We start from the raw sequence: 13,900 nt of genomic DNA on the forward strand, positions 1-13,900 counted from the left end.
CTACTCCTCCGGGAGGACCCCAGGGGCGGCACCCGCGGGCTAGTCTGGCTTCATGACTGCTCCGCAACCGCACCCGGCGCTTCCACCCACCCCTGCCGGCCCACCCCCGGGCGGGGCCGTTCCGGCCCTTTCCATCCGGGGGCTGGCCAAGCGTTTTGGCACCAAGATCGCCGTCGACGGAATCAGCCTCGATGTCCCGGCCGGCTCCTTCTACGGCATCGTGGGTCCCAACGGCGCCGGCAAGACCACCACCCTGTCGATGGCGACGGGGCTTCTCCGCCCGGACTTCGGCACGGCCCTGGTGCATGGCGTGGATGTATGGGCGAATCCACTGGAGGCCAAACGGCTGATGGGCATCCTCCCGGACGGCGTCCGGCTCTTCGACCGCCTCACCGGAGAACAGCTCATCACCTATGCCGGGCTGCTGCGTGGCATGGACCGCGGGGTGGTGGCTTCCCGGGTGGGCGAGCTGCTCGCTGCCATGGACCTGGCCCAGGACGCCGGCACCCTGGTGGTGGACTACTCGGCCGGCATGACCAAGAAGATCGCCCTTGCCTCCGCACTGATCCACGCCCCGCGGCTCCTGGTCCTCGATGAACCCTTTGAAGCTGTGGACCCGGTCTCGGCATCGAACATCCGGTCAATCCTGGACAGCTACGTCGCCTCGGGCGGGACAGTCATTGTCTCCAGCCATGTGATGGACCTGGTGCAGCGCATGTGCGACCACGTGGCAGTGGTGGCCGGTGGCCGCCTGCTGGCCGCCGGAACCGTTGACGAAGTACGCGCCGGGGCCTCCCTGGAAGACCGGTTCGTCCAGCTGGTGGGCGGCCGAAGCCACACGGAAGGGCTGGAATGGTTGCGCACCTCCTAAGGCTCAAGCTGACACTGCTGCGCAACGGACTCAAGCGCAGCCCGTGGCAGATCGTGGGTATCGCCTTCGGCGCCCTCTATGCCGTGGGAATCGTGGGGGCGCTGGTTGTGGCGCTGATCATGCTGGGCCGCGAAAGCCACGAAATTGCACAGACTGCCGTGGTGCTGGGCGGATCGCTCGCCATTCTTGGGTGGGGGCTCATCCCGGTGGCAGTATCCTCTGCCGACATGACCCTGGACCCGTTGCGGTTCACCACCTTCGCTGTCCCCATGCGGCAGCTGCTGGCCGGCCTCGCACTGGGCGGCCTGATTGGGATCCCCGGGGTGGCCACCGCTCTGGTGGGCCTCGCCACCGTGGCAACCTGGTCACGGGGCATCCTTTCGGCCGGCGCCGCACTTGTGGGGGCCGTCCTGGGAATCCTGACCTGCATTCTCCTGTCCAAGGTAGTGACCACGGCTACGGCCAGCCTCGCCTCGTCCCGGCGCTTCAAGGACATCAGCGGCGTGGTCTTCATGATTCCGCTGATTTTGCTGGGACCCATCGTGGCAGGCGTGGCACAGGGGATTACCGCTTCCGCGGGGTTCCTGCCGGACTTCGCCCGTGCCCTTGCCTGGACACCGCTGGGTGCGGCCTGGTCCCTGGGCGGAGATGTTGACGCCGGGCAACCCGGCGCCGCCGGCCTGAAACTGCTGATTGCCGCCGCAACGCTGGCGGGCCTTACCTGGTGCTGGAAAGTCCTCCTGGAGCGTGCGCTGGTCAACCCTCCCTACGCAGGCGGTGGGAGCCGGAAGGGCGGAAAGCTGGGAATGTTCGCCCTGCTGCCGCCAACGCCCACCGGAGCCGTAGCCGCCCGTTCACTCACGTACTGGCTGCGGGACCCCCGCTACGGCGGATCGCTTATTGTCATTCCGCTGCTGGCCGTGGTGCTGTTCTTCCAGGCCAGCCAGGGCGACAGCCTGGGCGTACTTTCGGTGCTCGGGCCGCTCACGGCTTTCCTTATGGCCTGGTCCATTTCGGCCGACATTTCTTACGACAACACCGCCTTCGCCCTCCACCTGGCCACCGGGGTCCGGGGCACCGCAGACCGCCTGGGCCGGGCACTGGCGTGCCTGATCCTTTCCGTCCCGGTGGTGCTGGCGTTCACGGTGGTGCCGTTTGCCTTCACCGGGTCCTGGGAGTGGTTGCCGGGCGTGCTGGGCCTGTCGCTGGGCATGCTGCTCAGCGGGCTGGGACTGTCATCGGTGGTGTCCGCCCGGTACAACATCGCCGTTCCGCTGCCGGGTGACAGCCCGTTCAAGAAGCCACCGGGAAATGTTGGCCAGACCATGCTGGTGCAGTTCGGCGGCATGGGGGTGCTGGCCCTCCTGGTCATTCCGGAGGCCGCGCTGCTCATCGTGCAGAGCGTCACCGGGAATCCGTTCTTCGGGTGGCTGAACCTTGGCGTAGGCCTGGCCCTGGGGCTGGTACTTTTTGTGGTGGGCGTCAGGATTGGCGGCCGCTGGCTGGAAGCCCGCGGTCCGGAAATGCTGGCCCAGCTCACTGTGAACCGTTGATCCACCACCTCCGAAGGACGGCTTGACGTGGAAGTTGTAATCCTTGGCGGCAGCCGTCCCATCGGGAAGCTTGCGGCTGACGCCATCGAACAGCTGTTGCGGCGCAAACCGGACGCTGTGCTGGGGCTGGCCACCGGCTCCTCGCCTCTGCCCGTCTACGAGGAACTGGCCGGGCGCCATGCAGCAGGGCTGGATTTCAGCCGGGCGTCAGGCTTCGCCCTGGATGAATACGTGGGACTTCCGGAAGGGCACCCGGAGCAATACCGGAACGTAATCCGCCGCGAATTCACCGACCGGATCAATATCGACCCCGCCAACGTCCATTCGCCGGACGGCTCCGCCGCCGACATCCCGGCAGCCTGCGATGCCTATGAAGCCGCCATCGCCTCGGCCGGGGGCGTGGACCTGCAGCTGCTGGGCGTTGGGACCGACGGTCACATTGGGTTCAACGAGCCCGGTTCCTCCTTCGCCTCGCGCACCCGGATCAAGAGCCTGATCGAACAGACCCGCAAGGACAACGCGCGGTTCTTCACCAGCCTGGCCGACGTTCCGCACCATGTGATCACGCAGGGCCTGGGCACCATCATGGACGCCCGGCACGTGATCCTGATCGCAACCGGAGCCCAGAAGGCACAGGCGGTCCGGGACTTCGTGGAGGGCCCCGTTGCTGCGATCTGCCCGGCCTCGGTCCTGCAGTTCCACCCGCATGCCACCGTCCTGGTGGACGAGGCCGCCGCTTCGGCCCTGAAACTCGCCGATTTCTACCGGCATACCTATGACAACAAGCCCTCCTGGCAGGGCATTTAGCGGCACCTCCGGCACGCGGGCGCGTCCCGGGAACGTACGACGGCGGGCATCGCCGGGGTGCGTCCTGCCCCCGCGGCCCTGCCCCCGGGCGCCGCGCCGCCGTCGGACGCAGCACTGCCGGAAAGGCTAAGATGGTTGGCATGACTAGCATGACGGACCCTCTCGAAAACGACCCGATGCGCGAGCTTTCCGGGGCTGGAACGTCCACGGCCACCATTGAGCGCGAAGAACTGCGCCAGGAGGTCGAACCGGGGGACCGGGAGCGCTTTTCGCACTACGTCCGCAAGGAAAAGATCATGGAGTCGGCGCTGAGCGGTGAGCCCGTCATCGCGCTGTGCGGCAAGGTCTGGACGCCGGGCCGGGATCCGAAGAAGTTCCCTGTGTGCCCCACGTGCAAAGAGGTCTACGAAGGGCTCCGCCCGGGCAATGACGGCGGCAAGGGTCCCGGAGGGGACTCAGGCAGCAACAAGTAGTGACGGAGACGCTCTTTGGCGGCCCCACCCTGCCCCCGGCCTATCCGGAACGCGCAGCCTGGGGAACCGCCCCGAAACTCCGTGCCTGGCAGCAGGAAGCACTTGACCTCTACCTGGCCAAAAGCCCCCGGGATTTCCTTGCGGTCGCAACGCCCGGCGCCGGTAAGACCACCTTCGCCCTGCGCATCGCCTCAACGCTCATCGATTCCGGTGCGGTAAACCGCGTGACCATCGTGGCGCCCACCGACCACCTCAAACGGCAGTGGGCTGACGCCGCGGCCAAGGTGGGCATCGCGATCGACCCCAACTTCAAGAACTCGGACGGCCAGCACGGCCGCGGATTCATCGGTGTCGCCGTCACGTACGCCCAGGTGGCCAGCAAACCGATGCTGCACCGCGCCAAGACCGAGGCCGCCCGCACCCTGGTGATCCTGGACGAGATCCACCACGGTGGCGAGGCCCTGTCCTGGGGCGACGGGCTGCGGGAGGCCTTCGACCCCGCGATCCGCCGGCTCGCGCTGACCGGAACACCGTTCCGCTCGGACACCTCGCCCATCCCGTTCGTGGAATACGCCGAGGACCGCGACGGTATCCGCCGCTCCCGGGCTGATTACACCTACGGCTATGGCAACGCCCTGCGGGACCATGTGGTCCGGCCCGTCATGTTCATGGCGTATTCGGGCCAGATGCGCTGGCGTACCAGTGCCGGCGAGGAGATGGCGGCGTCGCTGGGCGAGGCTGCCGTCACGAAAGACATCACTTCGCACGCCTGGCGGACCGCACTGAACCCGGCCGGTGAGTGGATCCCCGCCGTCCTCGCCGGCGCGGACAGACGGCTCAGCGAGGTGCGCCGCACGGTGCCCGACGCCGGCGGCCTGGTGATCGCCACGGACCACGAGGACGCCCGGGCCTACGCCGGGCAGCTGAAGCGGATCACGGGGGAGTCGCCCACGGTGATCCTCTCCGACGACGCCAAGGCCTCGAGCAAGATCGAGGAGTTTACCGCCAGCGAAAAGCGGTGGATGGTGGCTGTCCGGATGGTGTCCGAAGGCGTTGACGTGCCGCGTCTATCCGTTGGTGTGTACGCAACCTCAACGTCCACGCCGCTGTTCTTTGCCCAGGCTGTCGGGCGTTTCGTGCGTGCCCGCAAGCGAGGCGAAACTGCCTCGGTGTTCCTGCCGTCCGTCCCCACGCTGATGGCGCTGGCCAACTCCATGGAAATGGAGCGGGACCACGCCCTGGACCGGCCGGAGAAAGAAGACGGCGACGGCCTGTTCAACCCCGAGGACTCGCTGATGGCCGAGGCCAACCGGGAGGAGAAAGCTTCGGACAGCCTCACCAAGGGCAAGTTCGAGGCGCTGGACTCGCAGGCGTCCTTCGACAGGGTCCTGTTCGACGGCGGCGAGTTCGGCACCGGCGGCGAGGTAGGGTCCGACGACGAGATGGACTTCCTGGGCATTCCCGGGCTCCTGGACGCTGAGCAGGTGGGCACGCTGTTGCGGCAGCGCCAGCATGAGCAGCTGAACCGGAAGAACCGGAAGGGGCCGGCAGCGGCGGAAACCGTCATCCCCGCGGTACCGGACCACAGGATGCTGATGGACCTGCGGAACGAGCTTGCGAAGAATGTGGCGGCATGGGCTGCCCGGACCGGCACTCCGCACGGCATGGTGCACACGAAGCTGCGCACCGTCTGCGGCGGTCCCGCTGTGGCCCAGGCCAACGAGGAACAGCTGCAGGCGCGGTTGCGGAAGCTTCAGGACTGGTTCGTCGGCCGCAAGTAGCCGCTCTGCCAAGAGGAATGGCCGGGCCCTAAGGCCCGGCCATTCCTCTTGGTTCCTGCTTTCAGGCGACGTCCACGCCGCCGAGTTCCATCTCTGCGACGGTTTCTTCAAGGTCCTCGGCAATGCCTGCCGTGAGGGAACGGACCACGGTGACCGAGTATCCTGCCTGGACGGCGTCGAGTGAGGTGGCCAGCACGCAGTAGTCCGTGGCGATCCCCACCACCACAACGTCCTCGACGTCATGGCTTTGCAGCCAGTCGTCGAGGCCAACGGCGTCCCCGTCCGGCTCAAGGGCGTCTTCTGCTGAACCGGCCTGGCGCTCCCCGGTGGGGACCGCGTCCTCGGGTGCCAGCAGTCCCTCGAAGCCCGAGTACGCGGCAGCGTATTGGCCCTTCCGGAAATACGCCTCGATGTATTCGGTGTCCAGGTCCGGATGGAGGTCCGCGCCGCGGGTTCCCGCCACGCAGTGCGCCGGCCAGCTGTCCTTGAAATCAGGGGTTTCGGAAAAGTGTCCGCCCGGATCGATGTGCCAGTCCTGCGTGGCCACAATGTGGTCGAACTCGTTGTGGTGGGCGTCGACGTATTCGCTGATGGCGCCTGCCACGGCAGCGCCGCCGTCAACGGCAAGCGAACCGCCCTCGCAGAAGTCGTTCTGGACGTCGACAATAATCAGTGCGCGTGACATCAGTCCTCCTCAGTTCTCTTCATAGATGGTGGGGATTGCTGCCTCGCCGCGCTGAAGCCGGTTGACCACCGGCGGCAGTTCGGCCATGGAATCGGCGTGCCGCCGGGCCGCCCGCACTACTCCTTCGTGCCCGGTCCAGCCCGGGAGGAGCTCGCCGTTTTTCATGAACTGCTGCAGCAGGACGCGGTCGTTCCCGTCGTCTTCAGGGCGGTGGCCCACGCCCACCACCTCCGCCGTTGCCGTTCCACGGCTGTCCAGCTTGCGCAGCGCATACTTGCGCCCACCCACGCTGGCCTTGTTCTTGGCGGCCTTGGCCACGGACACATACGCGCCGTCATCGCCCGTCCGGCTGACCAGCTTGTAGACCATGCTGGCGGTGGGGGCGCCCGAACCGGTAACCAGCGAGGTGCCCACACCGTAGGCGTCCACCGGAGCGGACTGCAGGGCGGCGATGGCGTACTCGTCGAGATCGGACGTGACCATGATCTTGGTGTTCTCGTTGCCGAGGTCGTCCAGGAGCCGGCGGACCCACTGGGCCTGGGCCACGAGGTCGCCCGAGTCCAGCCGCACTGCACCCAGCCGGGGACCGGCAATGTCCACGGCCGTGCGGACGGCCTGTTCGACGTCGTACGTGTCCACCAGGAGGGAGGTGCCCTCGCCGAGGGAAGCGATCTGCGCCTCGAAGGCTTCGCGTTCGGTGTCATGAAGCAGCGTAAACGAGTGCGCGGCGGTGCCCACCGTCTTGATGCCGTACCGGATGCCGGCCTCAAGGTTGGAGGTGCTGCCGAAGCCGGCGATCACGGCGGCACGCGCGGCCGAAGCAGCCGCTTCCTCGTGGGTGCGCCGCGATCCCATCTCAATGCAGGGGCGGCCGCCGGCCGCGCTGACCATGCGCGACGCGGCAGAAGCGATGGCGCTGTCGTGGTTGAGGACGGACAGGATGTACGTCTCCAGCATGCAGGCTTCGGCGAACGTACCCTCGACGATCAGGATGGGGGAATTGGGGAAGTAGGCCTCACCCTCCGCGTAGCCCCAGATGTCACCGGAGAACCGGTAGGAGGCAAGGTACTCCAGCGTGGTGTCATCCACCACCTTGGTACGGGCCAGGAAATCCAGCTCCGCCTCGCCGAAGCGGAAGTTGGCGATGCCCTCCAGCAGCCGGCCCGTGCCTGCCACGATGCCGTACCTGCGGCCGTCCGGGAGCCGCCGGGCAAAGGCCTCGAACACCGATTTGCGGTGGGCCGCGCCGGAATGGAGCGAAGCCTGCAGCATGGTCAGCTCGTAGTGGTCTGTATAAAAGGACGTGCGGGGATGGTCCCAGCCGGCAGAGGTACTCACGAAAATCACTCTAGTAGCCAGCCCCATAGAATGGACAGATGACCATTAGCGTTGCGCCCGGCCCTGACACGCAGGAGGGCACCCGGACCGGAACAGCGGAGTCCACAGACACCCTGGCCGCCCCGGACATCCCCTGGAACCTGGTGATCTGGAACGATCCCGTCAACCTCATGAGCTACGTCAGCTACGTTTTCCAAAGCTATTTCGGATATTCGGAGACCAAGGCGAACAAGCTCATGATGGAGGTCCACAAGAAGGGCCGGTCCATCGTGACGCACGGCAGCAAGGAACAGGTGGAGCGCCACGCGGTGGCCATGCACGGCTTCGGGCTGTGGGCCACCGTGGAAAAGGCAAGCGGCACGTCCGGCAACTCCGGCCAGGGCAAGGGGAAACGTGGCTAAGGCATTCAAGTACGGACTCAAGGGCATCACCGGATTCCTGGAACCAACCGAGCGCGAACTCCTGCGGAGCCTGATTGCCGATGTCATCTCCATGCTGCAGCCGGAGGAACGCGAAGGCCAGGACCCGCTGGCGGCACTTATCGGGCTGGACATGGACGTGGTGGAGCCCACCGACCGTGCGGTCAGGCGGTTGCTGCCGAACGTGGTCAAGGACGACGGCGCCGCCTCGCTGGAGTTCCGCCAGCTCACCGAGCGCTCGCTGCGGGAAACCAAGATCGGAGCGTTGCGGGCCGCGGCGCTGGACCTGGACAAGGACGAGATCGTCCTGACCAGCGAGGGCGCGAAGCACTGGTCCGCCGCGCTGAACGACGTCCGCCTGGTGCTGGCCGAACGGCTGGACATCCGCGACGAACAGGATGCCGAACACGTCCACCTGATGCAGGACTGGTCCCAGGCCGAAGACGTGGAAAGCTACCTGGCGCTGGTCTACAACTTCACCACCTGGCTGCAGGAATCACTGGTGCAGGCCATGCTGCAGTCCATGGAAACCCGCCGGTGAGCGGCCGCCGCCACGCCGGCAGCCGGGCCTGTGACACATCAGACACGAGTTCCAGGCCACAACATGATGGCTGAGGCTTCAGGGAAGACCTATCCTCGAATAATCATGACAACAGCCTCGAGCAAGGAGCCGTCAGCGGTCGCTGCACAGGCGTCCGCAGCCAGCGCCCTTCCCGCAGCGGCGCTGGAAACCCGGCCCATCGGCGTTTTCGACTCCGGCGTAGGCGGCCTCACGGTGGCCCGCTCCATCATCGACCAGCTGCCCAATGAGTCCATCCTTTACGTGGGAGATACGGCGCACGGGCCTTACGGGCCGCTGCCCATCGCCGAAGTCCGCGCCAATGCCCTCGGCGTCATGGACGAACTGGTGGACTCCGGCGTCAAGCTGCTCACCATAGCCTGCAACTCGGCGTCGGCCGCGGTGCTCCGGGACGCCCGCGAACGGTACACGGCCAAGTACGGCATCCCTGTCATTGAAGTCATCCAGCCCGCGGTCCGCCGAGCCGTGGCGGCCACCCGCTCCGGGCGGGTGGGCGTCATCGGCACCTCCGCCACTGTCGGCTCCCGTGCATACGAGGACACCTTCGCCGCAGCCCCGGACCTGCATATCACCTCCGTGGCCTGTCCTGAGTTCGTCAGCTACGTCGAGGCCGGCATCACCACCGGGCCGGAGTTGCTTGCCGTTGCCGAGGAATACCTGGCACCCCTGAAGGCCTCGGGCGTGGACACCGTGGTGCTGGGCTGCACCCACTACCCGCTGCTGACCGGCGTCATCTCCTACGTCATGGGGGCGGATGTCACCCTCGTCTCCAGCGCCGAGGAAACCGCCAAGGACGTCTACCGCGCCTTGGCAACCAACAACCTGCAGCGCACGGCGGCCGCCCCGCCGGAGCACCATTTCGTGGCCACCGGCGATGCCGCGCAGTTCGAGACACTGGCCAGGCGGTTCCTCGGGCCCGAGGTGCTGTCCGTCCGCCACGTGGACCACGTTGCCGCCCAGTACCCCACGGGCAGCCTGGCCCGCATCACGCCCGAAATGATCGCCGCCGCCCAGAGCGCGCGGACCCGGCCACGGATCTCCAACTTCGTGGACCGCGCTCTTGCGGACACCGGCCCCGCCGGCAGCACCGGGGGGACCGGCCTGTGAAGCTCACCATCGTCGGCTGCACCGGCTCGTTCCCCGGCCCCGGGTCCCCGGCATCGTGCTACCTCCTGACGGCCACCGACGGGGAGCGGACCTGGAAAGTGGTCATGGACCTCGGCAGCGGTGCGCTCGGCGCCATCCAGCGCTACACGGACCTGGAGGACATCGACGCGATCTTCCTCACCCACCTGCACCCGGACCACTGCATGGACCTGTGCGGACTGCACGTCGCCGTCCGCTGGAAGCCCGGCGGCTGGGACCGCGGCCGCATTCCCGTCTGGGGGCCGGCCGCCACCGCCGACAGGATGGCCACCGCGTACGGGCTGGACCTGGACCCCGGGATGCACGAGGAATTCGACTTCACCAACTGGAGCGAACGCCAGCCCGTTACGGTTGGCCCCTTCACGGTGACGCCTTACGCCGTGAACCATCCCGTGGAGGAGGCGTACGCACTCCGGGTAGAGGTGGTGGAACCGGACAAGGACGGCAACCTGGTGGCTAGGACGCTCACCTACTCCGGGGATACGGACTCCTGCCCCGGCCTGGAAGAGGCAGCGAAGGACGCCGACCTGTTCCTGTGCGAGGCGGCCTTCGAGGAAGGCCGCGATGACGGGATCAAGGATGTCCACCTCACCGGCAAGCGCGCCGGCGAAGCAGCAGCGGCTGCGAACGCCCGCAGGCTCCTGCTGACCCACATTCCTGTCTGGACCTCGCAGACCACCGTCATGGCTGAAGCGCGCCCGGTTTTCCCGGGTGATGTGGCCGTGGCCGTGGCCGGAGTGCACTACACCATCTAGCAGCCGGTTCAGCTTGCCCGGCTGCCGGGGCGGACCGGGCCCTGGCACTCGATAAGCTAAAGGCATGACTTCTGAAGCAACTGCAGTGCCCATTGTGCGCGCCGACGGCCGCGCCCCCGACCAGCTCCGGCCCATCAGCATCACCCGCGGATGGTCCAACCAGGCTGAAGGTTCGGCGCTGATCGAATTCGGCAACACCAGGGTCCTGTGCACCGCTTCCCTGACCGCCGGGGTCCCGCGCTGGCTCAAGGGGGAGGGCAGGGGCTGGGTCACCGCCGAATACGCCATGCTCCCGCGCGCCACCAACACCCGCTCCGACCGGGAGTCCGTCAAGGGCAAGATCGGCGGCCGCACCCATGAGATCTCCCGGCTCATCGGCCGGTCCCTGCGCTCGATCATCGACACCAAGGCCCTCGGTGAGAACACCATCGTCCTGGACTGCGACGTCCTCCAGGCCGATGGCGGCACCCGGACCGCGGCGATCACCGGCGCCTACGTGGCCCTCGCCGACGCCATCCGCTTCGCCCGCGACAACAAGCTGATCGCGCGGAACGCCCAGCCGCTGACTGACACCATCGCTGCCGTCTCCGTCGGCATCATCGACGGCGTTCCCATGCTGGACCTGCCCTACGTCGAGGACGTCCGGGCTGAGACGGACATGAACGTTGTAGTCACCGGTTCCGGCAAATTCGTGGAGGTCCAGGGCACCGCCGAGGGCGCGCCCTTCGACCGGGACGAACTGAACCAGCTCCTGGACCTGGCGCTGCTGGGCACCACCCAGCTCGCCGCCATCCAGCGCGAGACGCTGGCGGACACCCTGTGAGTGCTGCGGCCACCCCGCGGCTGGTCCTTGCCACGCACAACAAGGGCAAGCTGCGGGAGCTGCGCGAGCTCCTCCGTGGCCAGGTGCCGGGGCTCGACGTCGACACCCAGGTGGTGGATGCGGCTGCGGCGGGTGCGCCGGACGTCGTCGAAACGGGCGTCACCTTCGCCGAAAACTCGCTGCTGAAGGCCCGCGCCGTCGCTGAAGCAACGGGCCTGGTGGCGATCGCCGATGACTCGGGCCTCGCCGTCGATGTCATGGGCGGCGCGCCGGGCATCTTCTCCGCGCGGTGGTCCGGCAGGCACGGCGACGACGAAGCCAACCTCAATCTCCTCCTGGGCCAGCTCTCCGATGTGCCGGACCAGCACCGCGGTGCCGCGTTCGTCTGTGCGGCGGCACTGGCTGTCCCGGCAGCCGAGGGGGAGGACACGCGCGAGGTGGTGGAGTACGGGCAGCTCGAGGGCGTCCTGCTGCGTGAGCCTCGCGGGGCCGGCGGTTTCGGTTATGACCCCATCCTGCAGCCGGCCGGCCACGACCGCAGCTGTGCCGAACTGTCGGCCGCGGAGAAGAACGCCATCAGCCACCGCGGCAAGGCCTTCCGTGCCCTGCTGCCGTCCATCGTGGCGGCACTGGAAGCGCAGCCCGCCTGAGGCCGGGCTGACCCGGAAAAATACATGAAAAAAGGCGCGGTCCCGTCAAGGGGGACCGCGCCTTTCGCCATCCGCCCCTAGGGGTGGCGGGGAGTCTTGTGTTCGTCCTCCGGAGTGTGTTCCTCAATGAACTCGTCCACGGCGTCGGTACCGTAGGCCCGGGCCTGCCGCTTGGCGGACATGCCGCGCAGGACCTCAATGCCGATGGGCAGCACAGATACCAGCACAATGGCGATGAAGATGACGTCCAGGTTGTCCCGCACCCACGGGACCTTGTCACCGAGCAGGAAGCCGAGCAGCGTCACGCCGCCACCCCAGAGCACCGCACCGATGACGTTGTAGAGAAAGAACTTCTTGCGGTCCATCTGCGCCACGCCCACGATGACCGGCACGAAAGTCCGGATGATGGGGACGAAGCGGGCGAGGATCAGTGCCTTGCCGCCGTGCTTTTCGAAGAACGCGTGGGCGTTCTCCACGTTTTCCCGCTTGAACAGCCGCGAATTCGGCTTGTTGAAGATGGCAGGGCCCGCCTTGGACCCGATGAAGTAGCCGGTCTGGTTGCCGATGATGGCCGAAATCACAATCAGCAGGGCAAGCAGCCACACGTTGAACTTGATGGTGTCCGTGGCAACCAGCAGGCCCGCCGTGAACAGCATGGAATCGCCGGGGAGGAAGAAGCCCACCAGCAGGCCGGTCTCCGCGAAGACGATGCCGCACACCAGCAGGACCACCCATGGCGCCAGGGCAGGATCTGCCAGGAAGATCTGGGGGTTCAGCCAGTCGGGGAGGAAGGAAGCCAGCTGCGGCTGGACCGGTCCTGCACCGCCCAGCATGGACACAGCAAGGTCGTTCATCAGGGGAAAGTTCACCCTTCAAGGGTACTTGACGGGCCTGCGCCGGGCGGTCCGGACTGGCCGGCAGCCTGTCTGGTCCGGGCGCCTTCCGGCGGTAAGGTTGCTGGCGTGGGTTTGGACTTTACGGCGATTGACTTTGAAACGGCGAACGGCTTCAGGGGCTCTCCCTGTGCAGTGGGCCTGACGAAAGTCCGCGGCGGCCGGGTGGTGGAGGAAGCGGCGTGGCTGATGCGGCCACCGGCGGACCATGACCACTTCGAGTACCACAACGTGCGGATCCACGGCATCACCGCCGCGGACGTTGCGGGCCGGCCCCGCTTCGGTGACCTGTTTCCTGAAATCGGGGCCTTCATCGGCGACGACGTGCTGGCAGCCCACAATGCCGCGTTCGACCTGGGTGTGATCCGCTCGGCCCTGGAGGTCTCCGGACTTCCCGGCCCCGCGTACGACTACGTCTGCACCGTGATGCTGTCCCGCCGGTGCTACTCCCTGGTGTCCAACTCCCTGCCGTTCGCTGCGGAGGAGGCCGGCGTCCCGTTGCTCCGGCACCACGACGCCGCGGAGGATGCCCGTGCCTGCGCCGGTATCCTGATCGACATCGCCCGGCGCAACGGGGCCAACAGCCTGGCCGAGCTCTATCTTTCACTGGGGCTCGTGATGCCCCGGCAGCACGCGTTCGATCCGGCGGTGGACCAGTTGTCCAAGCAAAGCCTGACCGCCCTTGCCGGCGGGTCGGGGAACGGGGCCGCGCTGGTCCGGCCCTTCCAGTCCGGCTGGCCGGACGAGGGCCCCAACCCCGAGCCCAACCCGGATGCGGAGCCCGGCCATCCCCTCTACGGGCAGACAGTGGTCTTCACCGGTCAGTTGTCCATCGGGCGGCCGGAGGCGAAGGTCCGTTCGGCCGAGGCCGGCGCCCGGACGGAAAGCCGGGTGACCGGCAGGACCACAGTCCTGGTGGTCGGTGACGGATTCGTAGCCGCGGACCTCCGTTCCGGGCGGCTGACGGGCAAGGCCCGCAGGGTGCTTGAGCTCCACGACCGCGGGCAGGCCATTGAGGTGCTGTCCGAGGGGGAGTTCCTGCAGATGGTGGGGAGCATGGCGGGCGCAGCAACCGCGTAGCCTCCCTGCATGCCAAGCTGCCACCGCAGGCAGGCCAAGCGGCGTT

General features: G+C 67.3%; 15 protein-coding genes. 12 read left to right on the forward strand and 3 right to left on the reverse strand.

The window, feature by feature from the left end; all coding sequences use genetic code 11:
• Positions 1-52 precede the first annotated feature (52 nt).
• The 5 genes from OVA06_RS06555 to OVA06_RS06575 all read left to right on the forward strand — a co-directional run bounded on the left by OVA06_RS06555 (position 53) and on the right by OVA06_RS06575 (position 5,485).
• Positions 53-871 (forward strand): ABC transporter ATP-binding protein, encoded by an 819-nt coding sequence (locus tag OVA06_RS06555; RefSeq protein ID WP_056085191.1) that lies wholly within the window; start codon positions 53-55, stop codon positions 869-871.
• Positions 853-2,424, forward strand: a complete 1,572-nt coding sequence (locus tag OVA06_RS06560) for a hypothetical protein (RefSeq protein ID WP_056085193.1) — start codon at positions 853-855, stop codon at positions 2,422-2,424. Before OVA06_RS06555 ends, OVA06_RS06560 begins: the two co-directional genes overlap by 19 nt.
• A 27-nt stretch (positions 2,425-2,451) precedes the next feature.
• The gene (gene nagB, locus OVA06_RS06565; RefSeq protein ID WP_056085195.1) at positions 2,452-3,231 is read left to right on the forward strand and encodes a glucosamine-6-phosphate deaminase; all 780 of its coding nucleotides are present in this window, start codon (positions 2,452-2,454) and stop codon (positions 3,229-3,231) included.
• Positions 3,232-3,362: 131 nt separating this feature from the next.
• A complete protein-coding gene (locus OVA06_RS06570) occupies positions 3,363-3,704 on the forward strand; it encodes a DUF3039 domain-containing protein (protein WP_015937500.1) in 342 nt (113 codons plus the stop codon).
• The gene (locus OVA06_RS06575) at positions 3,704-5,485 is read left to right on the forward strand and encodes a DEAD/DEAH box helicase (protein WP_268157116.1); all 1,782 of its coding nucleotides are present in this window, start codon (positions 3,704-3,706) and stop codon (positions 5,483-5,485) included. The genes OVA06_RS06570 and OVA06_RS06575 overlap by 1 nt, the downstream gene beginning before the upstream one ends.
• 61 nt (positions 5,486-5,546) lie before the next feature.
• Here OVA06_RS06575 and OVA06_RS06580 read toward each other — a convergent pair whose 3' ends face one another.
• Positions 5,547-6,170 carry an isochorismatase family protein gene (locus tag OVA06_RS06580; protein WP_268157118.1) on the reverse strand — a complete coding sequence of 208 codons (624 nt, stop codon included), beginning with the start codon at positions 6,168-6,170 and terminating at the stop codon, positions 5,547-5,549.
• A 9-nt stretch (positions 6,171-6,179) separates the two neighbouring features.
• Entirely contained in the window at positions 6,180-7,508 is a 1,329-nt protein-coding gene (locus OVA06_RS06585) for a nicotinate phosphoribosyltransferase (RefSeq protein WP_056085417.1), read from the reverse strand.
• A gap of 38 nt (positions 7,509-7,546) precedes the next feature.
• Here OVA06_RS06585 and clpS point away from each other — a divergent pair, with 38 nt between their 5' ends.
• The 6 genes from clpS (at position 7,547) to rdgB (ending at position 11,881) form a co-directional block, all read left to right on the forward strand.
• Positions 7,547-7,909 carry an ATP-dependent Clp protease adapter ClpS gene (clpS, locus tag OVA06_RS06590; protein WP_056085202.1) on the forward strand — a complete coding sequence of 121 codons (363 nt, stop codon included), beginning with the start codon at positions 7,547-7,549 and terminating at the stop codon, positions 7,907-7,909.
• Positions 7,902-8,468, forward strand: coding sequence for a DUF2017 domain-containing protein (locus tag OVA06_RS06595; protein ID WP_268157121.1), 567 nt, complete (start codon positions 7,902-7,904; stop codon positions 8,466-8,468). Before clpS ends, OVA06_RS06595 begins: the two co-directional genes overlap by 8 nt.
• A 105-nt stretch (positions 8,469-8,573) precedes the next feature.
• On the forward strand, positions 8,574-9,614 hold the full coding sequence (murI, locus tag OVA06_RS06600; RefSeq protein ID WP_442793526.1) for a glutamate racemase: 1,041 nt from the start codon (positions 8,574-8,576) through the stop codon (positions 9,612-9,614).
• A complete protein-coding gene (locus tag OVA06_RS06605; RefSeq protein WP_268157124.1) occupies positions 9,611-10,408 on the forward strand; it encodes an MBL fold metallo-hydrolase in 798 nt (265 codons plus the stop codon). Before murI ends, OVA06_RS06605 begins: the two co-directional genes overlap by 4 nt.
• Positions 10,409-10,472: 64 nt before the next feature.
• The gene (rph, locus tag OVA06_RS06610; RefSeq protein WP_015937492.1) at positions 10,473-11,231 is read left to right on the forward strand and encodes a ribonuclease PH; all 759 of its coding nucleotides are present in this window, start codon (positions 10,473-10,475) and stop codon (positions 11,229-11,231) included.
• On the forward strand, positions 11,228-11,881 hold the full coding sequence (gene rdgB / locus OVA06_RS06615) for an RdgB/HAM1 family non-canonical purine NTP pyrophosphatase (protein ID WP_056085208.1): 654 nt from the start codon (positions 11,228-11,230) through the stop codon (positions 11,879-11,881). Before rph ends, rdgB begins: the two co-directional genes overlap by 4 nt.
• Positions 11,882-11,958: 77 nt before the next feature.
• Here the strand turns inward: rdgB and OVA06_RS06620 are convergent, their stop codons facing one another.
• Positions 11,959-12,735: a DedA family protein gene (locus OVA06_RS06620; protein WP_268157126.1), complete on the reverse strand. Its 777-nt coding sequence runs from the start codon at positions 12,733-12,735 to the stop codon at positions 11,959-11,961.
• A gap of 108 nt (positions 12,736-12,843) precedes the next feature.
• On the opposite strand from OVA06_RS06620, the gene OVA06_RS06625 reads away from it, so the two are divergent.
• On the forward strand, positions 12,844-13,854 hold the full coding sequence (locus tag OVA06_RS06625; RefSeq protein WP_261619551.1) for an exonuclease domain-containing protein: 1,011 nt from the start codon (positions 12,844-12,846) through the stop codon (positions 13,852-13,854).
• Positions 13,855-13,900: the final 46 nt, after the last annotated feature.

The organism is Pseudarthrobacter sp. SL88, assembly GCF_026672455.1.
In the GTDB taxonomy this organism is placed as follows: Bacteria; Actinomycetota; Actinomycetes; order Actinomycetales; family Micrococcaceae; genus Arthrobacter.

Excerpts from the sequence above, each read along its gene's own strand:
- OVA06_RS06620 (WP_268157126.1), bottom strand. The coding sequence starts at position 12,735 with ATGAACGACCTTGCTGTGTCCATGCTGGGCGGTGCAGGACCGGTCCAG.
- OVA06_RS06570 (WP_015937500.1), top strand. The coding sequence starts at position 3,363 with ATGGTTGGCATGACTAGCATGACGGACCCTCTCGAAAACGACCCGATG.
- OVA06_RS06560 (WP_056085193.1), top strand. The coding sequence starts at position 853 with ATGGTTGCGCACCTCCTAAGGCTCAAGCTGACACTGCTGCGCAACGGA.
- OVA06_RS06580 (WP_268157118.1), bottom strand. The coding sequence starts at position 6,170 with ATGTCACGCGCACTGATTATTGTCGACGTCCAGAACGACTTCTGCGAG.
- murI (WP_442793526.1), top strand. The coding sequence starts at position 8,574 with ATGACAACAGCCTCGAGCAAGGAGCCGTCAGCGGTCGCTGCACAGGCG.
- rph (WP_015937492.1), top strand. The coding sequence starts at position 10,473 with ATGACTTCTGAAGCAACTGCAGTGCCCATTGTGCGCGCCGACGGCCGC.
- OVA06_RS06555 (WP_056085191.1), top strand. The coding sequence starts at position 53 with ATGACTGCTCCGCAACCGCACCCGGCGCTTCCACCCACCCCTGCCGGC.
- clpS (WP_056085202.1), top strand. The coding sequence starts at position 7,547 with ATGACCATTAGCGTTGCGCCCGGCCCTGACACGCAGGAGGGCACCCGG.